Annotated in this window: 21 protein-coding genes and 3 tRNA genes; 18 read left to right on the top strand and 6 right to left on the bottom strand. The window is 71.2% G+C overall.

Annotated features, from left to right (window positions below; all coding sequences use genetic code 11):
- Window positions 1–77: 77 nt before the first annotated feature.
- The 10 genes from QRX60_RS09480 to QRX60_RS09435 all read left to right on the top strand — a co-directional run bounded on the left by QRX60_RS09480 (window position 78) and on the right by QRX60_RS09435 (window position 12,603).
- Complete coding sequence (locus QRX60_RS09480; protein WP_286000396.1) at window positions 78–1,112, top strand: ATP-NAD kinase family protein; 1,035 nt, start codon at window positions 78–80, stop codon at window positions 1,110–1,112.
- Complete coding sequence (locus QRX60_RS09475) at window positions 1,109–2,065, top strand: thiamine pyrophosphate-dependent dehydrogenase E1 component subunit alpha (RefSeq protein ID WP_286000395.1); 957 nt, start codon at window positions 1,109–1,111, stop codon at window positions 2,063–2,065. Before QRX60_RS09480 ends, QRX60_RS09475 begins: the two co-directional genes overlap by 4 nt.
- A 12-nt stretch (window positions 2,066–2,077) precedes the next feature.
- Window positions 2,078–3,091 carry an alpha-ketoacid dehydrogenase subunit beta gene (locus QRX60_RS09470; RefSeq protein WP_286000394.1) on the top strand — a complete coding sequence of 338 codons (1,014 nt, stop codon included), beginning with the start codon at window positions 2,078–2,080 and terminating at the stop codon, window positions 3,089–3,091.
- Window positions 3,088–4,173, top strand: a complete 1,086-nt coding sequence (locus QRX60_RS09465) for an acetoin dehydrogenase dihydrolipoyllysine-residue acetyltransferase subunit (RefSeq protein ID WP_286000393.1) — start codon at window positions 3,088–3,090, stop codon at window positions 4,171–4,173. Before QRX60_RS09470 ends, QRX60_RS09465 begins: the two co-directional genes overlap by 4 nt.
- A gap of 75 nt (window positions 4,174–4,248) precedes the next feature.
- Window positions 4,249–4,908: a LiaF transmembrane domain-containing protein gene (locus QRX60_RS09460; RefSeq protein ID WP_286000392.1), complete on the top strand. Its 660-nt coding sequence runs from the start codon at window positions 4,249–4,251 to the stop codon at window positions 4,906–4,908.
- 73 nt (window positions 4,909–4,981) lie between these two features.
- Window positions 4,982–6,244 (top strand): helix-turn-helix domain-containing protein, encoded by a 1,263-nt coding sequence (locus QRX60_RS09455; protein ID WP_286000391.1) that lies wholly within the window; start codon window positions 4,982–4,984, stop codon window positions 6,242–6,244.
- A gap of 22 nt (window positions 6,245–6,266) precedes the next feature.
- Window positions 6,267–7,394 carry a sensor histidine kinase gene (locus QRX60_RS09450; protein WP_286000390.1) on the top strand — a complete coding sequence of 376 codons (1,128 nt, stop codon included), beginning with the start codon at window positions 6,267–6,269 and terminating at the stop codon, window positions 7,392–7,394.
- Window positions 7,395–7,502: 108 nt separating this feature from the next.
- Window positions 7,503–8,915, top strand: a complete 1,413-nt coding sequence (locus QRX60_RS09445; RefSeq protein WP_286000389.1) for a hypothetical protein — start codon at window positions 7,503–7,505, stop codon at window positions 8,913–8,915.
- A complete protein-coding gene (locus QRX60_RS09440; protein WP_286000388.1) occupies window positions 8,912–9,880 on the top strand; it encodes a glutamate ABC transporter substrate-binding protein in 969 nt (322 codons plus the stop codon). The genes QRX60_RS09445 and QRX60_RS09440 overlap by 4 nt, the downstream gene beginning before the upstream one ends.
- 53 nt (window positions 9,881–9,933) lie before the next feature.
- Window positions 9,934–12,603, top strand: coding sequence for a serine/threonine-protein kinase (locus tag QRX60_RS09435; protein WP_286000387.1), 2,670 nt, complete (start codon window positions 9,934–9,936; stop codon window positions 12,601–12,603).
- Window positions 12,604–12,667: 64 nt separating this feature from the next.
- On the opposite strand, the gene QRX60_RS09430 is transcribed toward QRX60_RS09435, so the two are convergent.
- Window positions 12,668–13,264: a PaaI family thioesterase gene (locus tag QRX60_RS09430; RefSeq protein ID WP_286000386.1), complete on the bottom strand. Its 597-nt coding sequence runs from the start codon at window positions 13,262–13,264 to the stop codon at window positions 12,668–12,670.
- A 240-nt stretch (window positions 13,265–13,504) separates the two neighbouring features.
- Between QRX60_RS09430 and QRX60_RS09425 the strand changes: the two genes are divergently transcribed.
- A complete protein-coding gene (locus tag QRX60_RS09425; RefSeq protein ID WP_286000385.1) occupies window positions 13,505–14,827 on the top strand; it encodes an MFS transporter in 1,323 nt (440 codons plus the stop codon).
- A 336-nt stretch (window positions 14,828–15,163) separates the two neighbouring features.
- Here QRX60_RS09425 and QRX60_RS09420 read toward each other — a convergent pair whose 3' ends face one another.
- The 4 genes from QRX60_RS09420 to QRX60_RS09405 form a co-directional block, all read right to left on the bottom strand.
- On the bottom strand, window positions 15,164–15,637 hold the full coding sequence (locus QRX60_RS09420) for a hypothetical protein (RefSeq protein WP_286000384.1): 474 nt from the start codon (window positions 15,635–15,637) through the stop codon (window positions 15,164–15,166).
- Between the two features lie 5 nt (window positions 15,638–15,642).
- Window positions 15,643–16,197: a SigE family RNA polymerase sigma factor gene (locus tag QRX60_RS09415; RefSeq protein ID WP_286000383.1), complete on the bottom strand. Its 555-nt coding sequence runs from the start codon at window positions 16,195–16,197 to the stop codon at window positions 15,643–15,645.
- Between the two features lie 4 nt (window positions 16,198–16,201).
- Window positions 16,202–16,501: a hypothetical protein gene (locus QRX60_RS09410; RefSeq protein ID WP_286000382.1), complete on the bottom strand. Its 300-nt coding sequence runs from the start codon at window positions 16,499–16,501 to the stop codon at window positions 16,202–16,204.
- A 167-nt stretch (window positions 16,502–16,668) separates the two neighbouring features.
- Window positions 16,669–17,910 carry a L,D-transpeptidase gene (locus QRX60_RS09405; RefSeq protein WP_286000381.1) on the bottom strand — a complete coding sequence of 414 codons (1,242 nt, stop codon included), beginning with the start codon at window positions 17,908–17,910 and terminating at the stop codon, window positions 16,669–16,671.
- 425 nt (window positions 17,911–18,335) lie between these two features.
- Here QRX60_RS09405 and QRX60_RS09400 point away from each other — a divergent pair, with 425 nt between their 5' ends.
- The gene (locus QRX60_RS09400) at window positions 18,336–18,539 is read left to right on the top strand and encodes a cold-shock protein (protein WP_003097368.1); all 204 of its coding nucleotides are present in this window, start codon (window positions 18,336–18,338) and stop codon (window positions 18,537–18,539) included.
- 91 nt (window positions 18,540–18,630) lie between these two features.
- On the opposite strand, the gene QRX60_RS09395 is transcribed toward QRX60_RS09400, so the two are convergent.
- A complete protein-coding gene (locus QRX60_RS09395; protein WP_286000380.1) occupies window positions 18,631–19,074 on the bottom strand; it encodes a hypothetical protein in 444 nt (147 codons plus the stop codon).
- A 633-nt stretch (window positions 19,075–19,707) separates the two neighbouring features.
- On the opposite strand from QRX60_RS09395, the gene QRX60_RS09390 reads away from it, so the two are divergent.
- The 6 genes from QRX60_RS09390 to QRX60_RS09365 all read left to right on the top strand — a co-directional run bounded on the left by QRX60_RS09390 (window position 19,708) and on the right by QRX60_RS09365 (window position 22,527).
- On the top strand, window positions 19,708–19,962 hold the full coding sequence (locus QRX60_RS09390; RefSeq protein ID WP_086683067.1) for a hypothetical protein: 255 nt from the start codon (window positions 19,708–19,710) through the stop codon (window positions 19,960–19,962).
- Window positions 19,963–20,132: 170 nt separating this feature from the next.
- Window positions 20,133–20,921, top strand: a complete 789-nt coding sequence (locus QRX60_RS09385; protein ID WP_286000379.1) for an SCO6745 family protein — start codon at window positions 20,133–20,135, stop codon at window positions 20,919–20,921.
- A 99-nt stretch (window positions 20,922–21,020) separates the two neighbouring features.
- Window positions 21,021–21,093: transfer RNA gene (locus QRX60_RS09380), tRNA-Glu, on the top strand.
- Window positions 21,094–21,132: 39 nt separating this feature from the next.
- Window positions 21,133–21,206, top strand: a tRNA-Asp gene (locus tag QRX60_RS09375).
- A gap of 31 nt (window positions 21,207–21,237) precedes the next feature.
- A tRNA-Phe gene (locus QRX60_RS09370) sits at window positions 21,238–21,311 on the top strand.
- A gap of 202 nt (window positions 21,312–21,513) precedes the next feature.
- On the top strand, window positions 21,514–22,527 hold the full coding sequence (locus QRX60_RS09365; protein WP_286000378.1) for a hypothetical protein: 1,014 nt from the start codon (window positions 21,514–21,516) through the stop codon (window positions 22,525–22,527).
- Window positions 22,528–22,682 lie beyond the last annotated feature (155 nt).

The raw sequence follows: 22,682 nt of genomic DNA, 5'->3' as shown, positions 1-22,682 counted from the left end.
TGCAACGCCCTGCAACCCTTCCCTTTCACCCGTCCGCGGAGTCTTCTGTTCTCCGGTGCGGTGACAAGGAGGTCAGGTTGGGCGAGACGGTGGCGGGGATCGTCGCGAATCCGGCTTCGGGGCGGGACATCCGCCGGCTGGTTGCGCAGGCTTCGGTGTTCCCCACCGCGGAAAAGGCGAACATGGTCCAGCGGCTGCTGGCCGCCTTCGCGGTGACCGGGCTTGACCGGGCCCTCGTCTCCACCGATCTCGGCGGGATCTCCGCCGCGGTTCTCAAAGCGCTCGGCCGGGGCGGGACCTGGCCCAAGGTCGACTTCTGCGCGGACGATCCGATCACCGGCACCGCCGCCGACACGACCAATGCCGTCCGCCGGATGGTCGAGGCGGGGGCCGGGGTCATCGTCGTCCTCGGTGGGGATGGCACCGCCCGGGTTGCCGCCGCGGCCTGTGAAGACGTTCCGATCCTTGCCCTCTCCACCGGGACCAACAACGCCTTTCCGCAGATGCGGGAGGCGACCGTCGCCGGTTTGGCCGCCGGGCTGATCGCCGCCGGGCAGATCGATCCGGACCTCGTCACCCACCGCGTCAGCGTGCTCGAGGTCGTCACCAAAGCCCGCCGGGAGATCGCGCTCGTCGACGTCTGCGTGTCGCTGAGCAGGCACATCGGGGCGAGGGCCCTGTGGGATCCGTCTTCGCTCACCGAGCTCTACTGCACCTTCGCCGAACCCGACGGCATCGGCCTGTCCAGCGTGCCCGGGCAGCTCTGCCCCAGCCCGCGGTCGAGCCCGGACGGCGTCGCGCTGCAGCTCGGGCCGATTGAGGAGACGCCGTACGTCGTGCACGCGCCCATCGCGCCCGGGCTCGTCCGGCCCGTCGGCGTGCGCGGGTGGGGTGTGTTCAAACCCGGGATGCGGGTCGAGCTGGCCGCGTCCGGCGGGGTGATCGCGCTCGACGGGGAGCGCGAACTCGAGCTGAAGACCGGCGAAAGCGCGTTCGTCGAGCTCAAGCCGGACGGTCCGTGGGTCGTGGACGTCCGGGCGGCGATGGCGGAGGCGGCACGGAAAGGGCTGTTGCGCACGGAAACCGAACTAGGGAAGGAGCGTCGAAGATGACGGACACCCTGCGGGAGGCGTATCGCGTGATGCGCACCATCCGAGCGTTCGAAGAGCGGGTGCACGAGGAGTTCGCCACCGGCGAAATCCCCGGGTTCGTGCACCTCTACGCCGGTGAGGAGGCCTCCGCCGCCGGTGTCTGCGCCCACCTCGACGACCGTGACGCCATCGCCAGCACCCACCGCGGCCACGGCCACTGCATCGCCAAGGGCGTCGACGTCAAGGCCATGATGGCCGAGATCTACGGCCGCCGGACCGGCTCCTGCCACGGCAAAGGCGGCTCGATGCACATCGCCGACCTCTCCAAGGGCATGCTCGGCGCGAACGGCATCGTCGGCGGCGGGCCGCCGCTCATCTGCGGAACCGCCCTCGCCGCGAAGCAGCAGAACACCGGCGGCGTCGGTGTCGCCTTCTTCGGCGACGGCGCCAGCAACCAGGGGACAACGCTCGAGGCGCTGAACCTCGCGTCGGTCTGGGACCTCCCCGCCCTCTTCATCGCCGAGAACAACGGCTACGCCGAAGCGACGTCGAGCACCTGGTCCGTCGCCTCGGACAACATCGCCGACCGCGCCGCCGGGTTCGGCATGCCGGGCCTGATCGTCGACGGATTCGACTTCTTCGCCGTCCACGAAGCCGCGGGGGAGGCCGTCGAACGCGCCCGCGGCGGCGGGGGCCCGACGCTCATCGAGGTCAAGTTCACCCGCTACTTCGGCCACTTCGAAGGTGACCAGCAGACCTACCGGGCCGGCGAAGTCGCCGACGCCCGCGAGAACCTCGACTGCCTCAAGCGGTTCCGGGAACGCGTCACCGAGAGCGGTGAGCTGCCCGGACAGGTCCTCGACGATATCGACGCCGAAGTCGCGAAGCTCATCGAAGACGCCGTCGCCGAAGCGAAGGCCGCGCCGAAACCCACGAAGGAAGACCTCGAGACCGACGTCTACGTGTCGTACTAAGGAGCGCACGTCATGGCCAGGACGATCAGCTACCGCGAAGCGATCAACGAGGCGCTCGCCCAGGAGATGGAACGCGACGAGTCGGTCATCGTCATGGGCGAGGACAACGCGGGCGGCGCCGGCAGCCCCGGTGACGACGACGCCTGGGGCGGTGTCCTCGGCGTCACGAAGGGCCTCTTCCACAAGTTCCCGGGCCGCGTGCTCGACACGCCGATCTCCGAGTCCGCCTTCGTCGGCGCGGCGATCGGCGCCGCGACGCGCGGGCAACGGCCGGTGGCGGAGCTGATGTTCATCGACTTCATGGGCGTCTGCTTCGACCAGATCTTCAACCAGGCGGCCAAGTTCCGGTACATGTTCGGCGGCAACGCGCGGACGCCGGTGGTGATCCGCACGATGTACGGCGCCGGACTGCGGGCCGCGGCGCAGCATTCGCAGTGCCTGTACCCGATCTTCACGCACATCCCGGGCCTGAAGGTCGTCGTGCCGTCGAGCCCGTACGAGGCGAAAGGCCTGCTCATCCAGGCCATCCGCGACGACGACCCGGTGATCTTCTGCGAGCACAAGGCCCTCTACGACACCAGCGGCGACGTCCCCGAGGACAGCTACACGATCCCGTTCGGCGAGGCGAACGTCGTGCGCGACGGCGGTGACGTGACGATCGTGGCCATCGGCCGCATGGTCGCCATCGCCGAAGAAGCGGCGAAAGAGCTGGCCGGCAACGGCATCGAAGCCGAGATCATCGATCCGCGCACGACCAGCCCGCTCGACACCGACACGATCCTCGAAAGCGTCGAAAACACCGGACGCCTGGTCGTCGTCGACGAGGCCTCGCCGCGCTGCAACCTCGCCACGGACATCTCCGCGCTCGTCGCGCGGAAGGCGTTCGGCTCGCTGTGCGCCCCGATCGAGATGGTGACGCCGCCGCACACGCCCGTGCCGTTCTCCGACGCGCTCGAGGACCTCTACATCCCGGACGCGCAGAAGGTCCTCAACGCGGCGAAGGCGGTTGTGGAGTACCGGCGATGATCCAGCCCGTCACGATGCCCAAGTGGGGCCTCTCGATGGAACGCGGCCGGATCACCGACTGGTTCGTGGCCGAAGGCGACGAGGTCGAAGCGGGTGACGACCTCGCCGACATCGACACCGACAAGATCAACGGCACGCTCGAGTCCCCGGGTGACGGCGTGCTGCGGCGGGTGGTCGCCGCGGTCGGCGAGGAGGTGCCGGTCGGCGGCACGATCGCCCTGCTCGCCAAAGCGGACACCGAGGACGCGGAACTCGACGAGGCCGTCCGAAAAGCTCGCGAGGAGATCGAGGCGGGCGCGGTTGTGGCTCCCGAAGGGCCGGTCACCGGCACTGCCGAGGTCGGCGGGAGGACGCTCGCCTACGCGACGCTCGGCACCGAGGGCGACGTCGTCGTCCTGGTCCACGGCTACGGCGGCGACAAGAACTCCTGGCTGTTCGTGCAGGAGCCGCTCTCCCGGACGAAGATCGTCCACGCCCTCGACCTGCCCGGCCACGGCGATTCGACCAAGGACGTCGGCGACGGCTCGCTCGCCACCCTGGCCGACGCCGTCCTCGGCTTCCTCGACGCGCTGGGCATCGAGCGCGCGCACCTGGTCGGGCACTCGCTGGGCGGCGCGGTCGTCACGGCGGCGGCCGCGAAAGCACCCCACAAGGTCAGCAGGCTCACCCTGGTCGCCCCGGCCGGCTTCGGCACCGCCGTCAACGCCGGCTACCTGCGCGGGTTCGCGGCGGCGACGACCAGGCGCGAGCTGAAGCCGCACCTGAGCGCCCTGTTCGCCTCGCCGGACCTCGTCACCCGCCAGCTGGCCGACGACCTGCTCAGGTACAAGCGGCGCGACGGCGTCGACAAGGTCCTCACGACCCTCCTGGACACGCTCCTCGACGGTGACGCGCAGGCCATCGACGCAGCTCCGTTGCTGTCCGGAGTGGACGTGCCGACCAGGACGATCTGGGGTCGCCGGGACGCCGTGCTGCCACCCGGGGAGGCGGACGTGTACGTCGACGACGCCGGCCACCTGGTGCACCTGGAAGCCCCGGGCGCCGTGCTCGCCGCAATCCTCGACGGAGGTCACCGCGGCTGAGGTCCTTCTTCTCTGGGAAAACCCGCCTCCGGCAAGCGAGCGTCGGAGCAGGGGGCGGACCCGGAGGAGGTCGAGATGAAGCTGATCCGGATTTGGCTCGGGCTGGTCCTCGTGGCGCTCGGGGTGCTGGGCGTCCTGGACGCGACCGGGGTCGCGGGGTTCGACGGCACGGCGGGAACCTGGTGGCCGGTCGCGCTGATCGGGCTCGGCGTGGCCGCGATGTGGTCGCAGCGGCGGGTGACGTTCGGTCCGACCGTGCTCACCGTGGTCGGGCTCGTGCTGCTGGCAGGGCAGTTGAGCTGGACCGACGGCGATCTGTTCTGGCCCGCGGTGCTGCTCGTCGGCGGCGTGGCGGTGCTCACAGGACTGTGGCGGCAGAGCCGCACGCGGCTGCCGCAGGCCGAGTCGGTCGTCCTGTTCGGCGGGGCGAAGACGGTGGACCGCTCGGAGCACTTCCAGCACGCCGACGCCGCGGCCGTCTTCGGCGGCGCGACCCTCGACCTGCGGGGTGCCCACATCGACGAGCAGGCCAGCGTCGACGCGTTCGCGCTGTTCGGCGGGGTCGACGTCCTCGTGCCGAAGGACTGGCGGGTGGAGCTCGGCGGCTTGCCGATTCTCGGCGGCTACGAGGACAAGACCGAAGGAAACGGCTCGCTGCCGGTGGACGCGCCGCTGCTGAAGGTCAACGCGACCGCGGTTTTCGGCGGCGTCAAGGTGGCCAACGAGCCGAGCTGACCGCGACGCTCGCCACCTTCCGATCAGCGGACCGAAAAGGCAGACTGAGGAGGCGGAGCGCAAGGAGCGGCGGTTGGGGCAACGAGACCTCGAGGCAGCGTTGCCTGCCGGGGCGGATCCCCGGCGGCACGCCCGTGTCCTCGCGCAGGTGCACGAAGCGGCCCTGACCGGCAAGGCACTGCCCAGCCGGCCGCGGCCGGTGGTCGACGCGTCCTGGCAGCGGATGCGCCGCCTCGGCATCGATCCCGACAGCCGGTCCGCCGCGCCCGTCCTGACCTTCGAAGAGCTCGAAGGACGCCGCCGCACGAGCGGGCTGGCCGAGGCGCTGCCGACGCTGCGCGGCGGGCTGATCAGCGTGGCCGAGCAGGCCGCGCACATCATGGTGATCGTCGACGCGGGCGGCACCGTGCTCTGGCGCGACGGCAGTGCCTCGGTCCGCCGCCGCGCCGACGGGCTCGGTTTCGTCGAAGGCGTCGGCTGGCAGGAGGAAGCCGTCGGCACCAACGCGATCGGCACCGCGCTGGTCACCCGCCGCCCGGTCCAGATGTACGCCGCCGAGCACTACGTCCGCGCACACCACTCCTGGACGTGCGCCGCCGCGCCGCTGCACGACCCACGCGACGGCAGGCTGCTCGGGGTCGTCGACCTCTCCGGCCCGGCTTCGACCGTCCACGCGACGACGTTGGCGCTGGTCGACGCCGTGACGCGGCTCGCGGAGTCCCAGCTGCGCACCACCCACCTCACCGAGCTGGAACGCCTTCGCGGCTTCGCCGTCCCGGTGCTCGCGAAGGTCGGCGGGCAGGCCGTCGTCGCCGACGAGCACGGCTGGGTCGCCGCGGCCGCCGGGCTCGCGCCGGTCGACCGGATCGCGCTGCCCGCGAACCTCGCGCCGGGCGGGGTCTGGCTGCCGGCGTACGGCCACTGCGCGGTCGAGCCCGTACCCGGCGGCTGGCTGATCCGCCCCACCGAGAACGACGCCGCCGCGCCGACCCGCGTCGTCCTCGACGTCCGGTCGCCGCGCGAACCCGAGCTGACCGTGGCCGGCGCGGCCGGGACCTGGACGCACCGGCTCAGCCCGCGCCACGCCGAAATGCTCTACGTGCTGGCCAGCCACCGCGCCGGCCGCTCGGCGTCCGAGCTGTCGTCGGACCTGTTCGGCGACGCGGGCCGGACGGTCACCGTCCGGGCGGAGATGTCCCGGCTGCGCCGCCACTTCGGCGGCATCCTCGGCGCGAAGCCGTACCGCTTCGCCGACGACGTCGAAGTGCTGGTCCGGCGCCCGCCGAGCCCCGAAGCGGTGCTGCCGCACTCGCTCGCCCCCGCCATCCGCGGCTGATCGAACCGGGGAAGATGGCGACGTGCCGAAACGTCCCCTGCTGCCCGACACCATCGCGCCGAGCTGGCTCGTGGTGCAGGTGCTCGGCACCTTGTTCGTCGCCGGAACGCTGGTGACCGCGCGCGAACCGGACCCGCGGATCTGGGCCGCCTACGGCGTCTCGAGCGCCTGCTGGCTCGGCTTCGTCCTGCTCGCGTCGCGGCGGCCGAGGACGGCGGCGACGCTGCTCGCCGTGGCGAGCGTGCTGCCGGCGGCCCTGGTCGGCCAGGCCGGGGACTCGTCGGCGCTCCTCCTGTCCGTCATCCCGCTCGGCCGGCTGGCGGCGCTCACCACGCTGAGTGTCGGCGTGATCCTCGGGACCGGCCTGCTCGACGTCGCGCTCGCGGTGACCGCGCACACGGTCGCCGGGCACTCCGCCGGCGCGGCCCTCGGCGACGCCGCCGTGATGCTGATGCTCGTGCTGGTCGGGCTCAACCGCCGTCAGTACGAGGTCCAGGCCATCCAGGCCGGGGCGCTGCTCGAGCAGACCCGGCTCGCGCAGGCCGAACACGCGCGCGCCGCCGCGCTCGACGAACGCACGCGCATCGCCCGCGAGATCCACGACGTCCTGGCGCATTCCCTGGGCGCGCTGGGGGTCCAGCTCGAGCTCGCCGAGGCGCTGCTCGAGGAACGGTCCGATGTGGACGGTGCGCTGCGGTCGGTCCGCCGGTCGCGGCGCCTGGCCGCCGACGGGCTGGCCGAAGCGCGCAACGCCGTCGCCGCGCTCCGCCGCGACGTCCCGCCGCTGGCCGAGGCGCTCGCCGCGGTGGCCGCCGAGCACGCCGGCAACCACGGCGTCGAAGTCGCCTTCGACACCGGCGGCGAGGCCCGGCCGCTGCCGTCCGCGGCGGTCGTCGCGCTGGTGAGCGTCGCGCGGGAAGCCCTGACGAACGCGGGCAAGCACGCGCCCGGCGAAGACGTCCGGATGCGGCTGGACCACGAGCCCGGCGTTGTTCGGCTCGAGGTCCGCAACAAGCTCGGTGGATTCACTCGAACAGGTGAAGGTTTCGGGTTGGCCGGGATGCGCGAGCGCCTGGCCCTCGCCGATGGCGCGCTGGAGTCGGGCCCGGAAGACGGCTACTGGCGCGTACTCGCCGAAATCCGGGGCTGACCGGCTCGCGCCGAGATCACGTGCTGGTGACGGCGGGTGGTGCCCGTGCCCGCGTGCGCCGCCACTCGGCTACCTTCTCGGGGTACGGCTTTCGGGGAGGAATCGGGGATGACCAGCACTGCGACGGCCCCGGGTCCCGCGGCGCCCGCGCCCGGACCCCCGCCGCCGCCACCGGACGGCCGCGACCGGGGCCGCAGCGGCCTCCTCGGGCTACTGGACCTGCCCGGCCAGGCGGTGCGCGCGATCATCCGGTCCGCCGCGACGACGCCGGGCCGGCTCACCGTGATCGCCGTCGGGCTGGTGCTGCTCGCGCTCGTCGCCGGGCTGGTCGCGACGCTGTCGGTGCAGGACCGCGACGACACGATCAGCGGCGTCATCGACCACCGCGAGCCCCTGGCCGCCGCCGCGCAGCAGGTCTACAAGTCGCTCTCGGACGCCGACGCGACCGCGGCCAGCGCGTTCCTCTCCATCGGCACCGAGCCGCCCGAGCTGCGCTCCCGCTACGAGCGCGACATCGCCGAAGCCGGCGCCGCCCTCGCGAAGGCCGCCTCCGACTCCTCCGACGTCGCCGCCGCGGCCGCCCCGGTCGACGTCCTCAACCAGTCGCTGCCGGTCTACACCGGGCTCGTCGAGACCGCCCGCGCGAACAACCGCCTCGGCTACCCGGTCGGCGCGTCCTACCTGCGCGAGGCCTCCGAGCTGATGCGCGCGAAGATCCTGCCCGCCGCGCAGGACCTCTACCGCGTCGACACCGAGCGGCTGATCGAGGAGCAGGACAGCTCCACCGGCTTCCCGTGGCTGGCCACGATCCTGATGGTCGCGCTGCTGGCCGCGCTCGTCGTCGCGCAGGTCTACCTGACCCGGCGGACCAACCGGGTGCTCAACATCGGGCTGGTCGTCGCGACGGCCGCCGTCGTCGTGTCGCTGCTGTGGGGTTCGGTCGCGCTGATCGTGCAGGGCAGCCTGGTCGGCAGCGGCCAGGACGACGGTTCGCACCGCGTCGACGTGCTCGTCCGCGCGCGGATCGCCGCGCTGCAGGCCCGCGCCGACGAGACGCTGACGCTGGTCGCCCGCGGTGACGGCGCGGCGTACGAACGGGACTTCGGCACCAACGCGGCCCAGCTGGTCGGCCCGGACGGCCAGGGCGGCCTGCTCGGCGAAGCCCGCGGCCTGATCACGGACGGCGAAGGCGCCGCGAAGGTCGCCGACGCGACGAAGGCCGCGGAAGACTGGCTGAAGGCGCACCAGCAGGTCCGCCGGCAGGACGACTCCGGGCAGTACCAGGAAGCGGTCGACACCGCCGTGCTGGAGGACCGCGAGACCGGCTCGGCCCCGGCGTTCCGGCGGCTCGACGACAGCCTCCAGGCGGCGATCGACGTCGGCAGGCAGCAGTTCCTCGACGACACCCACGCCGGCGACGCCGCGCTGACGCTGCTGGCGCCGGGCCTCGCCGTGCTCGCGGTGGTCGCAGCGGCGGGGGTCACCATGGGAATCCGGGAGCGACTGAGGGAGTACCGGTGAGCAGGCGGGGGAACACGGTCCGGGCGGGCGTGCTGGCGCTCGTCGCGCTGCTCGCGGCGTCGTGCGGCAGCCCCGGGAAACCGGTCGACCCGGCGCCGGTGAGCAACGCGGCCTGGCCGCAGCCCGCGCACGTCGGCGGCCCGGACGCGACCGCGGGCGGCGGCGCCGACACCAGCTGCAACCCGCTGGCCAGCCTGCCGCCGAACGGGAACATCGGCAGCGACTCGACCATGGCGAAGATCAAGGAACGCGGGAAGCTGATCGCCGGCGTCGACCAGACCACCTACCTCTTCGGGTTCCGCAACCCCACCTCGGGCAACCTCGAGGGCTTCGACATCGACATGGTCAACGCCATCGCCCGCGCCCTGTTCGGCACCTCCGAGGGCCACGTCCAGTTCCGCGCGATCCCGTCGTTGCAGCGCGAGGACGTCCTGCAGGCGCACCAGGTCGACGTCGTGGTCCGGACCTACAGCATCACCTGCGACCGCCGGAAGAAGGTCCAGTTCTCCTCGGTGTACTACGTGGCCGGGCAGCGGATCCTGGTCGCCAAGGAGTCGAAGGCCGAGAAGCTCTCCGACCTGAGCGGCAAGCGCGTGTGCGCGGCCAAGAAGTCGACGTCGCTGGCGAAGATCGCGACCGACCCGGCGAAGGTGGTGCCGGTTTCGGTGGACAACTGGTCCGACTGCCTGGTGATGCTCCAGCAGGGCCAGGTCGCCGCGGTGTCGACCGACGACACGATCCTCGCCGGGATGGCCGCGCAGGACCCGACGCTCAAGGTCGTCGGCGCGCAGTTCACGCAGGAGAACTACGGCATCGGCATCCCGAAGGACAACGAGGACATGGTCCGCTACGTCAACGCGGTCCTCGACGAGATCCGCGGCACCGGCGTCTGGCAGGACAGCTACCGCAAGTGGGTGGAGCCGTCGCTCGGGTCGGCCTCGCCGCCGTCGCCGCAGTACCGGTGAGCGCGTCGCGACTAGGATTGGTTCCCGCAGGCCGGGGATCTGGGAGGTAAGCAGTGTCGGAGGAGCCGCGCCGTCCTCGGCACGCCGCACCGGACGACGAGCCGAAGCCGGCCACGCCGAGCTGGCAGCCGCCGCCACCGGTGCGGTGGGAGACGCCGGAGCCGTCGATCTCGGGCCGCCTCGACGACGGTGCGCCGCCCCGGGGCGAGGAGACCGTCATCCACGCGCCCGTCCGCCGCCCGCCGACGCCACCGGGTGGCCGGCCGTCGGCGGTGCGCGGGACGATCCCGGGCGCGGAGGATCCGACCCGCCCGCCGGGCAGCATCAACCCCGTCCTCCCGCCGGTCCAGGCGACGCAGGCCGTGCAGCCCCCGACGCAGGTGGTCCACCCGGACCCGAACGCGCCGCAGCCGACGAGCGTGCTCGCCGCGCCGGCGCCGGAGACCCAGAGCATCATGCCGCCGGCCCCTCGGCCGGACACCGGCCCGGGCACGCCGCTGCCCGACCCAGGCACCGAAAGCGTCCTGCCCGAGCGCAGCAGCGAAGGCCGGCACACCGGCACCGGGACCGGCTCGGGAACCGGCAGCGGTTCGGGCTCCGGGTCGGGGTCGTTCCCCGGCACCTCGCGGCGGACGTCGTCGCGGACGTCGCGCTCGCGCCGCGGCCGGCTCGGCGCCGGGCTGGTCGAGGTCCCGCCGGTGCCCGCGCGCGACCCGGCGTCGGCGGTGCTGACGAACCCGGTGGTGTCGGAGGAAAAGCGGTTCTGCGGCACCTGCAGCGCGAAGGTCGGCCGCGGCAAGGACGGGAAACCCGGTGCCGCGGAAGGGAAGTGCGAGAACTGCGGCGCGCCGTTCTCGTTCGTCCCGAAGCTGAAGCCGAACGAGCTGGTCGGCGGCCAGTACGAGGTTCTCGGCGCGCTCGCCTACGGCGGCCTGGGCTGGATCTACCTGGCGCAGGACCACAACGTCAGCGACCGCTGGGTCGTCCTCAAAGGACTGATCGACACCGGCGACCAGACGGCGATGGCGGCCGCGGCCAACGAGCAGCGGTTCCTCGCCGAGGTCGAGCACCCGAACATCGTCAAGATCCACAACTTCGTGCAGCACCCGGATGCCCACAGCGGGACGACCGTCGGCTACATCGTCATGGAGTACGTGGGCGGCCAGTCGCTGCGCCAGCTCGCGCTCGCGCACCACCGCGAAAGCCGCCGCCCGGAGCCGCTGCCGATCGGCCAGGTCATCGCGTACGGGCTGGAGATCCTGCCCGCGCTCGGGTACCTGCACAGTCAGAACCTGCTCTACTGCGACCTCAAGCCGGACAACGTGATCCAGACCAACGAGCAGCTGAAGCTGATCGACCTGGGCGCGGTCCGGCGGATGGACGACTACGAGAGCCCGCTGTTCTTCACCACCGGCTACAGCGCGCCGGAGCTGGCGAAGCAGGGCGCGTCGGTGGCGTCGGACCTGTTCACCGTCGGGCGCACGCTCGCGGTGCTGAGCTTCGAGTTCACCGGCTACACCAGCAAGTTCAAGACGACGCTGCCCGGCCCGGACGCGGTCCCGCTGTTCGCGCTCTTCGGTTCGTACTACCGGTTCCTGCGGCGCGCGACGCACGCCGACCCGGACCGGCGGTTCCTCTCCGCCGAGGAGATGGGCGACCAGCTGACCGGGGTGCTGCGCGAGATCATGGCGCTCGGCACCGGCAAGCCGCGGCCCGGCGCGTCGACGGTGTTCGGCCCGGAGAGCCGCACCTTCGGTGTGCAGCTGGTGGTGCCGGAGGCCGGCCAGAGCGTGCCGCTGCCCGGCGCGGACGAGGTCGTGGCCGGCCTGCCGATCCCGCAGGTCGACACGGACGACCCGGCGGCGGGCGTGCTCGCCACGACGACCGCCCTCGACCCGCGCGGTGCCATCGAGGCGCTGGCCGGCGCGCCGCGCGAGTCGATCGAGGTGCGGCTGCGGATCGTGCGCGCCCGGATCGAGCTGGGCGAGCTGGCCGAGGCGCAGCGGCAGCTGCAGGCGGGGCAGTACCTGGCGATCAAGAATGGCTTCCCGCACGACTGGCGGATCGACTGGTACCGCGGCCTGATCGAGCTGGCGGGCGGGCGGTCCCGGGTCGCGCAGGTCGCGTTCGAGTCCGTGTACGACGACCTGCCGGGCGAGATCGCGCCGAAGCTGGCGCTGGGGATCAGTGCCGAGGGCGTCGGCGACTACTTCGCCGCGGCGCGGTTCTACGAGCTGGTCTGGCGGACCGACCGCACGTACGTCAGCGCGGCGTTCGGCCTCGCGCGGGTGTACCTCGCGCAGGGCGCGCGCAACAGCGCGGTGGAGGTGCTCGAGACGGTCCCGCAGTCCTCGACGCACTACGTCGACGCGCAGGTCGCGGCGATCAGGATCAAGACGACGGCGACCAAGGCGAACGGCCGCGAGACGCCGGTGACCGAGCACGACCTGCTGGACGCGTCGTCCCGGCTGGAGCGGCTCCGGCTGGACCTCGAGCGCCAGACGCGGCTGTCCGCGGGGGTGCTCGAAGCCGCGCACGACTGGCTCAAGCAGGGCAAACCCACGCCGGGTGCACGGGTGCTGGGGTTCCCGCTGGACGAGCGGGAGCTGCGGTTCGGGCTGGAGCGGTGCTACCGCGCGCTGGCGCGGCTGGCGAGCACGGTCGACGAGCGCGTGAAGCTCGTGGACCGGGCGAACGCCATCCGCCCCCGCACCCTCACCTGATCGGGCTCGTGAGTGTTCAGGGCGGTTCTAACCGCCCTGAACACTCACGACAAGCTGCGGGAGACTAGGGGTTGATGTCCCAGTCGCGCTCTTCGCGCTGGCGCTGCTGGTTCTTCTCGTGCTGCGCCGACAGCTTCTCCAGCGCCTCGGGGTCGCCGTGCGTGCTGAAGTGCTCGAAGCCGACCACGATGAACAGCGCCCGCGCGCTCACCGCGATCGGGCCGTCTTCCGCGTCGAGGCGGCCGTCGGCGCTGACGTAGATCTTGCGGCCCGCGATGCCGTCCAGCCGGGCCGTGATGAACAGCGTCGAGCCGACCGGGACCGGGCGGCGGAAGTCCGTCTCGAGCTTGCCCGTCACCGCCGGGCGGCGCATCAGGTTGCCGACCGTCGAGCCGAGGGCTTCGTCGAAGGCGCAGGCCAGCAGGCCGCCGTGGGCGAGCCCGGGGGCGCCCTGGTGCGCCGCGGTCACGGTGAACCGCGAGTGGATCACCTGGCCCTCGCCGACCGTCGAGCGCAGGTGCAACCCGGCGTCGGCCTCGTCGCCGCACCCGAAGCACTCGCTGAAGTGCACGCCGAGCTCGGTGCCGGGCGCCGGCGCCTTCGGGTGCGGGACCGCCGGCTCCACCGCCACCGGCGGCCAGGGTTGAGAAACACGACTCATGCGCTGACGTTAACTCGCCGGTAGCCGTCCGCCGCGCGCGACCCACGGCGTAAGCAGGCAACGTATACCTCTCGGTAGCCGGAAAGTTCCCCACCGTAGAAGATTCGCGGCTCAGGCTGCCGAGCTGCGGCAGCCGGTTAAGACTGAATGGATGAGCTCGAACGGCCCAATGGGCACTGCTCGGAGGAGGTCGTCGCCGGCATGAGTGAAGAAGCAGCAGCAACGACGGGGAAGCCGTCAGTGGACGAGAGAACCGTCAAGCGCGCCGTGTGGGCGTCCGCGATGGGGAACGCCACCGAGTGGTACGACTACGGCGTCTTCACGTCGGGTGCGATCGCCGTCAGCATCGGGTCGGAGTTCTTCCCCGGCGAAGGCAACGCGGTCCTCAAGTCGCTGGCCCTGCTCGCGGTCGGGTTCATCGTGCGGCCGTTCGGCGGGGCGTTCTTCGGTCCGCTCGGCGACAAGATCGGCCGCCAGAAGGTCCTGGCCATCACGATCCTGCTGATGTCGGGCTGCACCTTCCTGGTCGGCGTCCTGCCGACGTACTCCGGCGGCTACAGCATGGGGATCGCGGCCCCGATCGCGATCCTGCTCCTGCGGATCATCCAGGGCTTCTCCACCGGTGGTGAGTACGGCGGCGCGGCGACGTTCATCGCCGAGTACTCGCCGACCAAACGCCGGGGCTTCTTCGGCAGCTTCCTCGAGCTGGGGACGCTCGCCGGGTACGTGCTCGGCAACCTCGTCGTGCTCGCCGTGACGCTCTCGCTGTCGGCCGACCAGGTCGACGCCTGGGGCTGGCGGATCCCGTTCTTCGTCGCGCTGCCGCTCGGCCTGATCGGGCTCTACCTGCGGAACAAGCTCGAGGACACCCCCGAGTTCCGCCGGCTGGAGGCCTCGGGCGAGAAGCCGCAGAAGGCGCCGCTCAAGGAGATCTTCACCCGCAACTGGCGGATGATCCTCAACCTGATCGGCATCGTCCTGCTGCTGAACGTCGCGGACTACCTGCTGCTGACCACGATGCCGACGTACTTCACGGACACGCTGAAGATCAACGACAACACGTCGACGCTGATCATCATCGCGGTCGAGGTCCTGCAGATGGCGATCATCATCCCGCTCGGCGCGCTGTCCGACCGGATCGGCCGGAAACCCCTGCTGCTCACCGCGGCCATCGGGTTCCTGGTGCTGAGCTGGCCGAGCCTCAAGCTCATGCAGTCCGGCAGCATCGTGTGGCTGTTCATCGGGTTCCTGATCGTGGCGATCCTGCTGGTGCTCATGCTCGCGGTGATCGGCTCGACGTTCCCGGCGATGTTCCCGACCCGCGTGCGCTACGGCTCCTTCGCGATCGGCTACAACATCTCGACGTCGCTGTTCGGCGGTACCTGCGGTGTCATCGTCACGGCGCTGATCAAGAGCACCGGTAACGAGGACTGGCCGGCGTACTACCTGATGGCGGCGGCGCTCATCGCGATCATCCCGATCATCAAGATCCCGGAGACGTCGCAGGTGCCGATCGAGCAGATCGACACCGAAGACAAGCCCCTCGCGTCCGCTCAGCGCTGAGCGGTCCCGAAAAGCGTGTGCCCCGTCCGGATCACCGGGCGGGGCACACGTGCGCCGAGGTCAGCTCGCGTCGCTACGAGGAGCGAAGCGCTTGCGGGACCAAGCGGCGAGCGCACTCGCGACCACGACAGCGATTCCGGTTTCGACGATCAGTGCGGCGAGCACCATGTGCTTCCTCCTCGGGTTCTCGGGCCGGCGCCGGAGCGCCCGGCTGAGCGGGTGTGCGGCGTCCGATCGGAACGCCACCGGGCATATCGCCACGACCCGGCCCGGTATTTCGTGAGGAAGCCACCTTGGTGCAGTGATCTACGCCACGCCGTTGACCTGCGGAAACAGCTAGCGAGACGTCGTCGTCGCGACGGGCGCCGTCGCGCTCGTCCCGGTCGGGTTCGCCGACGGCGGTGACGTCGGCCGCTCCACCTTGCGGCTCGTCGCCGGCGACGGCACGGTCGTCCGCTGCGCGCGCGACGGGGTCCGGTCCGGTTCGGCCGCCGGCGGCTGCGGCGCGATCGACGTCGCCGGAACCTCGGCTTCCGTGGTCGGGGCGGGAGAGGTCGTGCCGATCGTGGACAGCCCCGGGTTCGCGGGCGGCACGGGGTCCGGCGGTCCGGCGCGGTGACCGGCCAGGAAACCGGCCACCGCGAGGATCACCGCCGTCGCCGTCGAGGTGCCGGCGACCGCCCAGCGCTTGCGCCGTCGCCGGACCCGGCCGCCGCGCTCGATCACGTCGGTGGCTTCGAGGCGCATCGGCGGCTGGGTGCCGCCGGCCGCGCCGGTCAGGAACGCGCGGACGTCGTCTTCGGGGTCCATGTTCGTCACCTCCCCTCCGTGGTCGCGCTGAAGGTCAGCGCACCGTAGTGCGGGCCGAGCCGGTTGCGCAGCGTCGCCAGGCCCCGGGAGGCCTGGCTCTTCACCGTGCCGGTGCTGCAGCCGAGTGCCTGCGCCGTCTCTTCGACGCTCAGGTCCTCGAAGTACCGCAGCACCAGCACGGCGCGCTGCTTGGGGGCCAGGACGGCCAGCGCCTGGCGGACCAGCATGTCCTGGTCGCTCGTGGCGGCTTCCGCCGGGAGTTCCGGCGGAGCATCGGTGAGCCGCTCCCGTTTCCACCTGCTGCGCCGGTGCTCGGCGAGGAACGTGCGCAGCACGACCTTGCGGGCGTAGGCGTCCAAGGCGTCGTGGCGCGACAGCCTCGGCCAGGCGAGGTACAGCTTGAGCAGCGCGGCCTGCGTGAGGTCCTCGGCCTGGTGCCAGTCGCCGCAGAGCAGGAAGGCCGTGGACCGCAGGCTGTGCGCGCGCTCGCCGAAGTACCGGGCGAACTCGCCGTCCCACGGCGAGCCCGGCCCGGTCGACGGACGGGAGCGGGAGATCACCTGGCTACCGGGTCACCCCGATGGCCGGCAGGTGCAGGTCGCCGGTCGGGCCGGCGGGCACGGCGCGGGGAACGCGCGGCACCGCGGCGGGTGCCCTCGTCGCCTCGCGCGGCGGCGCGGGCACGGCGGTCGGCGCCTTGGTCGGCCTGCGGCTGGTGGTCGGGATGGCCGACGGCGGCTCGGTCGGCCGGGTCGTCGCGGTCGGGGCGGACGGCTGCGCGTCCGAAGCGAGCGCGACGCCACCGGTCAGGGCACCACCGGCGAGCACGAGCGCGCCGAGGGAAAGGGCGATGCGGATACGCAAGACAGCTCCTCTTCTCGCGGGCGCGCCCGGGATCGGCGCGCCTCTGCCCATAGTCATGCGGCGGGTGATCACCGGGGTTGCATCGAATTTCCCGGGTCCGCGGAAAAACGCGAACGGCCGGGAAGCCCGCGTGGACTTCCCGGCCGCCCGGTGTTCGGTCAGTGGCTTCAGCCGGCGAGCGCCGACAGCTTCTGCCAGCTCGCCCAGTCGTACGTCCAGTCGCTGTAGTCGCCGTCCTTGGCGCTCAGCGTCTGCGTGCTGCCGGTGATCTCGACCGGGTCACCGGTGAGCACGCCGTCGTAGTACTCCTTGGCCCGCGCCGGCGACAGGTTCAGGCAGCCGTGCGAGATGTTCTTCTTGCCCTGCGCCCAGACCGACGCCGCCAGGCCGTGGATGAACTCGCCGTTGTTGGAGATCCGGACCGCCCAGGGCACCACGACGTTCTCGTAGTGGTACTTCGGGTTGCTCATCGCGTACGTGGCCTGCTTGCCCATGACGACGTGCACGCCGCTGTGGGTGACGCGGCCCGGGTCGGAGTCGAGGCCGTAGCTCACCGGGTAGTCGGCGATCTGCTGGCCGTCGCGGATCACCTGCATCGTGTGCTGCTGGGTGTTGCCCTTGACGATCTGCGAGCGGCCGATGGTGAAGCTGGCCGACACGTCCTGCTTGCCGTACGTGCCTTCGCCGATCTTGACGCCGTAGATCTTGGCGTTGACCTTCACCGTGGTGCCCGGCTTGTAGTACTCCTTGGGCCGCCAGTGCACCGAGGTGTCGCCGTCCGTCCAGCCCCACGAGCCTTCGGTCTTCGGCGTGGTCTCGACCGAAAGCGCCTTCTCGACGGAAGCCTTGTCGGTGACGCGGCTCGGGAAGGACAGCGCGATCGGCATCGCGATGCCGTACGTCTGCCCGTCGCCGACGTTCAGGCTGGCCGACATCTGGCGCTTCGGCTTCACCGTGGTGAACGCGCCGCTGATCGGCACGTTCTTGCCGTCGGCGCCCTGCGCCTGGCCGGACCAGGTGTAGGTCTTGCCGTAGCCGAGCTGCTCGGTGGTGTTCCAGCTCTTCTTGTCCGCCGACGCCTGGCCCTGGACCTGCTTGCCGTCCGGGTTCGTCAGCGTGACCGAGACGATCGTGCCGCTGTCGACCTTGACCTCGACCGGTTCGCCGGGCGGCACGTCCTGCGCGCCGCCGGCCGGCGTCACCGTCAGCTTCGCCGGCTGCGCGGTGGGCGCGGGCGCCTGTGTCGGGCCCCCGCCCGAAGTCCCGCTCGCCGACACCGTCGGTTCACTGCTGCACGCCCCCAGCGTCAGCACGGCGACCAAGCCCAGTGCCACAGCAGCGCCCCGGCGCCGCGTGGAAGTCCTCACCGTCAACCCATTCCCCTTTGCCCCTTTGGTGCTTCCCCTCATCGAGACGTCCCGCGGACCCGCGACGTTGAGCAGCAGTCGCGTGACGAAGGTCACAAGCGGCCGCGGAGGCTTTCACTGAGGGGGCACGGGCGACTCCGAGCCGTACCCGGTGATCACGGTGTCGCTGTGCTGCGCAAGACTAACCGGTGGGTCCGACAGAACGTGGCGGGAGCCCTACGACGTTCCGGTGACCTTGGCCCGGACAGGCGGTTTTCGCCTCGATCACGGGGTTCAACTTTGGCCAGATCCCGGTAGTCTGCTCTCAGGCCGTCGTTTTGCGTGTTCGTGGCTTCACACTCGCGGAACTTCTGACGCGAGCCATGGAGCCGAACCGCTCTTGACTCGTCTCGTTGGAACCGCCCGGGACGGTCGGGGTGCCGCTTCGGTGGCATTCGAAGCGGATCTGTGTAACGAGGAGTACAGCGGTGGCGCAAGGCACTGTGAAGTGGTTCAACGCGGAGAAGGGCTTCGGCTTCATCGCGCAGGACGGCGGCGAAGGCGACGTGTTCGTTCACTACTCGGAGATCGAGGGCCGCGGCTTCCGCACCCTCGAGGAGAACCAGCGAGTGGAGTTCGAGGTCGGCCAGGGCCAGAAGGGCCCGCAGGCCCAGAAGGTCCGCGCGATCTGAGAGACAGGCCCTCTGCGCGTCTCAAGGCCTGAGTGAAGGGCCCCCGGCGATCACGCCGGGGGCCCTTTCTCGTGAAGACGAGAGGACGCGCTCAGCGTCGTCCGACGGCTGGCGCGTCGAAGGCGTCGGCGGGGAAGTGGAACTCGTCGGTGAGGTCGGTCAGGTCGCCCAGGTCACCGGCCTGCTGGCGCTGGTCCTGCAGCGAGGAAGCCTGACCTTCCCAGTTGAGCCGCTCGAGGATCCACTCCTGGGCGAGCGCCTGGGGCGAGATGTCACGGTCGGCGGCGATGTCTTTGAGCTGCTGGTTGGCGATGAGGCTCATCCGCAGCTGGATGACCTGGGCCTCACCGAAGCGCTTGCCGGTGCCCGTGCTCTCGTTGTCGGCATCGGGCGCCAGGGCGGCGAGGTAGGAGGTGAGTTCCTTGTCCTCGACAACACCATCATCCGCAGGCTTAGCGGCACCACGATGGCGTCCGGAGGACGCGGCTTTGAGGTTCGTCCGGCTGCTCAAGCGGCCAAGGGAGGGAAGAGGCACGCCAGCCACGATAACGGTTAGGTCTCACCCCGCAAACCACTGTGAGCCACGACACGCCAAATTCATTCCCCATTCAGCCCAACCCCTACCCCATCAGCCCAACAACCAACAACACACGGCAACCCCCCACTAACCCACCGAGTCGATCACCACGAACCCACCAGAGCGGTCGCCGGGGCGCCCAGCGCCCGAGGCGAAAAAAGGACCACGCTGGAAGCCGCGAGCGAGGCACCGTGGGGGTCCGGGGGGCTCGGCCCCCGGGTCGGCACACCGGAATGAATTGGGGCCCAGCGAAGGGCGAAGCCCGAGCGCCCCAAGAAATGGAGGACCCCCGCGCCAGGGGGAGGAACGCGGGGGTCGGAGGGGATCTCCACAGGCGCTGACCGGGGGTGTGTCAGCACTTCGATTGTTGCACGAGTTCCTCGTCCGGGCGAGTGGAGAGCGGGAAATTTCCGGGTCTGGTGTCACTTCCGGCGCAGGTGACCGTCGTTCGGGTGGTCGCCTTCTCCCTCCGTGCCGATTGCGCTGCGTTGAGCGGAGCGTGGCCTCAGGTTCACTCTCCGGGGGGCTGTGTGTGGCGGCCGGTGCTGGTTAGCCTCGCGGCCAAGCTGTTGTGAGCCGTATGGAGGGGCTATGAGCGGGTCTGTTGAAGTGCGGCAGTTCCTCCTTCGGTACGAAGGTGCCGATGGGGGGAGTGCTCCGTTCGCCGGGGGGTTGCCGGCGCAGCGGAGCGGGGCCGCGGATGCGCAGCGGGTGTCGGATGATCAGGTTCGGCGGGCTCGGCTGGCGGTGGCGAACGGTGCGCTGGGGGTCGAGGACTGTGTGCAGTTGCTGGAGATGCTGGGCTTGAACCTGGACGAGGACGGGCAGGCGCCGGTTCAGCGTTGAGTGGGTGCGGGCTGGTGGGTCCGGTCGGCGGTGGTGGGTGCCGCCGGACCTGTCCGGTGATGTTCGTGCTGGTTGTGGCCGTTTCCGGAAAGTGATTCTCGAGGTGGTCCGGTTTCCTTGACGCGAGTTTCGTAACAGTGTTACGTTTGCTGTGTCGAAAGGGGACGGACATGACGACGATCGAGGGCGCGGCGGGGCTGGCGAACCGGATTCGTGCGGTGGTCCAGGTGCTGGGCGGCAGGTTCATGACGTCACCGGAGCTGGCGGCGGTGGAGACGGAGGTCGGATTGCCGCCGCGCTCGCTGTACGTGCGGGGGCGCTCGGCGGTGCTGGGGGACGTCCCGCCGAAGGTGGCCGCGGAGCTGTTCGGGATCTTCCCGCACTGGCTGTTCGAGTTCGTCCTGCCGCCGGCGACGGCGGCCTTGGACGCACCCGCGTCCGTCCGCGCCTACGCGGAGTCATCGGCACGGTGGTCGCGCGTCAACCTTTCGGCCGTATCGGAGCCCGGCCGTCTGGCGGAGCTGCTGTTCCGCGTCGTCGACGCCGCGGACGCGAGCGGGCTGGCGCTGTTCGCCGGCTGGAAGAACGCTTCGCGCCCTTCGGGAGACGTCGAGCGGCTGGGGTTCGCCCTGATGGTCTTCCGCGAGCTGCGCGGCGGCCTGCACTTCGCGGCACTGCGGGCGCTGGGATTGTCGGTGCCGGAGGCGGTGATCGCGGACCCCGAGGGCGGCCGCGAGCGGCTGCTGCGCACGGCGTGGCCGGCGGAGGCGGCCGACGAGCTGGTGGCGGCGGCTTCCCGGAAGCCGGATCTGCGCGACCGCTGGCGGCGCGCGGAGTCCCTGACCGACGACCGGGTCGGCGAGCTGCTCGCCTCGGCGCTGGCACCGGCGGAGCAGGCCGAGCTCGAAAAGCGGTTGGCCGAGCTGTTTGCGCAGGTCGCGGCGGCGCCCGGGGCTTAAGGAGCCCCCGCTGCAAAGCGGTGGTGGCGTGCCCTATGCTTGTAATCGCTCCCGGGGGGACCTGAGAGCGCGGTCGGTCGGTCACCCGAAACCGGCCGGGCTCCCATCGTCCAGCGGCCTAGGACTCCGCCCTTTCAAGGCGGCAACGCGGGTTCGAATCCCGTTGGGAGTACGCAGTACCGTAGTAAAGGCAAGATCGTAGTACACGCAAGGCCCTGTGGCGCAGTTGGTTAGCGCGTCGCCCTGTCACGGCGAAGGTCGCGGGTTCGAGTCCCGTCAGGGTCGCAAGATCGTTCGGCTCCTTGCCGGCGTTCCCGGCCAGGTAGCTCAGTTGGTACGAGCGTCCGCCTGAAAAGCGGAAGGTCGCCGGTTCGACCCCGGCCCTGGCCACCGGAACGAAAACCGCCCCGAGTGTTCGGGGCGGTTTTTTCGTGTGCGGCGAAGGTTGGGCCATCAGGTCGGACAGTCGGTCCCATGCTTGCCGCGCCCGGTCATGATCCGCGAAGCTGATCGCCTGGGGGGATGCGCTGCCGGCGATGGACAGCCGGTGGTGAGTGCTGTCCTCCCGTGGACCGGGAGGGAACCCTTGCTCATGCTGAGATCCAGGCTGGCCGCGCTGGCCACGGTTGCCGTCGCCGCTACTTCGGTCGCACTCGTGGCGGCCACGCCCGCGGCCGCGGCGGGTTGCACCTACGTTGCCGAGCCGCTCGCCCTGCCGGTGGGGGTGACGAGCGCGCTGGTGTCCGCGACCGATGGCAACACCACTTTTGCGGGGCGGAGCATCACCGGCGGCCGTCAGCAGCTGATCGTCTGGCGCGACGGCGTCCCGGAAAAGCTGCCCCAGCAGAGCGGCTCGCTGGACCTGACGGGCATCAACGCGGCGGGCGACGTGGTCGGCGGACGGTCCAGCGAGGCGGGGACCGGTTCGCCACTCTGGTACCACGCCGGCGCGTTCCAGCCGGCTTCGGTGTTCGGCGACGAATCCCCGGCCCTCTACGGGATCAACGCCGCCGGCGACATCGCCGGCTTGATCACGCGGGACGGCGCGCGCAAGGTCGCGGTGTGGCGGACCGGGCACCAGGCGGACCCGCCGGTCGTCCTTCCGGCGCCGGACGGCTTCTTCCCCACGATCCCGCAAATCGGTGACGACGGGAGCGTCGCGGTCTTCGGCCTGGTCGGGTCGGCTGGATACGGGTACGTCTGGGCCCCCGACGGCACCCGCCGGGCCCTGACCCCGCCGCTCGGCGGAACGGTCTCCCGGGTGGCGGGCATCCGCGGCCACCGGATCGTCGGCTCGGCCCTGGGCTACGGCGCAGTCGAATGGGACCTGAGCGGGGCGCTGCTCGCGACGCCGGGAACGCCGACGACCGAGGGCTTCGCGGTGACCTCGGCCGGCACGGTCCTGATGAGTGACCGGCAGCCGGGCGAGCAGGCCACGGTCCCGGTCGTCGCCGCTCCCGGCACGGATTGGCAGTACCTCCCGGCCCCGGCCGGCTCGACCCGCGCGAACGCCGGTTCGATCACCGAAGGCGGCGTCGTCGGCGGGACCTACGTCGATGCAGCGACCGGGAAGACGCTGCCCGTGCAGTGGAAGTGCACTCCCTGAACTGACCGGTGACGAAACCGCCCCGGGTGTTCGGGGCGGTTTTCGTCGGTGGGGCCGGGCAAGATCGCCCGCGTGACGGAAAACCCCTGGGACGCGGAAGCCGCGACCTTCGACGACGAACCCGACCACGGCCTCGGGGACCCCGCCGTCCGCGC

It is taken from the genome of Amycolatopsis mongoliensis (assembly GCF_030285665.1).
GTDB classification, from domain to species: Bacteria; Actinomycetota; Actinomycetes; order Mycobacteriales; family Pseudonocardiaceae; genus Amycolatopsis; species Amycolatopsis mongoliensis.
The sequence above is the reverse complement of the archived record's forward strand: the minus strand, read 5'-3'. Positions and strand labels throughout refer to the sequence as shown.

What these genes read in the sequence shown, in the direction of transcription:
- QRX60_RS09475 (WP_286000395.1), top strand. Translation starts at nt 1,109, where the DNA reads ATGACGGACACCCTGCGGGAGGCGTATCGCGTGATGCGCACCATCCGA.
- QRX60_RS09470 (WP_286000394.1), top strand. Translation starts at nt 2,078, where the DNA reads ATGGCCAGGACGATCAGCTACCGCGAAGCGATCAACGAGGCGCTCGCC.
- QRX60_RS09465 (WP_286000393.1), top strand. Translation starts at nt 3,088, where the DNA reads ATGATCCAGCCCGTCACGATGCCCAAGTGGGGCCTCTCGATGGAACGC.
- QRX60_RS09460 (WP_286000392.1), top strand. Translation starts at nt 4,249, where the DNA reads ATGAAGCTGATCCGGATTTGGCTCGGGCTGGTCCTCGTGGCGCTCGGG.
- QRX60_RS09445 (WP_286000389.1), top strand. Translation starts at nt 7,503, where the DNA reads ATGACCAGCACTGCGACGGCCCCGGGTCCCGCGGCGCCCGCGCCCGGA.
- QRX60_RS09430 (WP_286000386.1), bottom strand. Translation starts at nt 13,264, where the DNA reads ATGAGTCGTGTTTCTCAACCCTGGCCGCCGGTGGCGGTGGAGCCGGCG.
- QRX60_RS09420 (WP_286000384.1), bottom strand. Translation starts at nt 15,637, where the DNA reads ATGGACCCCGAAGACGACGTCCGCGCGTTCCTGACCGGCGCGGCCGGC.
- QRX60_RS09405 (WP_286000381.1), bottom strand. Translation starts at nt 17,910, where the DNA reads ATGAGGGGAAGCACCAAAGGGGCAAAGGGGAATGGGTTGACGGTGAGG.
- QRX60_RS09390 (WP_086683067.1), top strand. Translation starts at nt 19,708, where the DNA reads ATGAGCGGGTCTGTTGAAGTGCGGCAGTTCCTCCTTCGGTACGAAGGT.
- QRX60_RS09385 (WP_286000379.1), top strand. Translation starts at nt 20,133, where the DNA reads ATGACGACGATCGAGGGCGCGGCGGGGCTGGCGAACCGGATTCGTGCG.
- QRX60_RS09365 (WP_286000378.1), top strand. Translation starts at nt 21,514, where the DNA reads ATGCTGAGATCCAGGCTGGCCGCGCTGGCCACGGTTGCCGTCGCCGCT.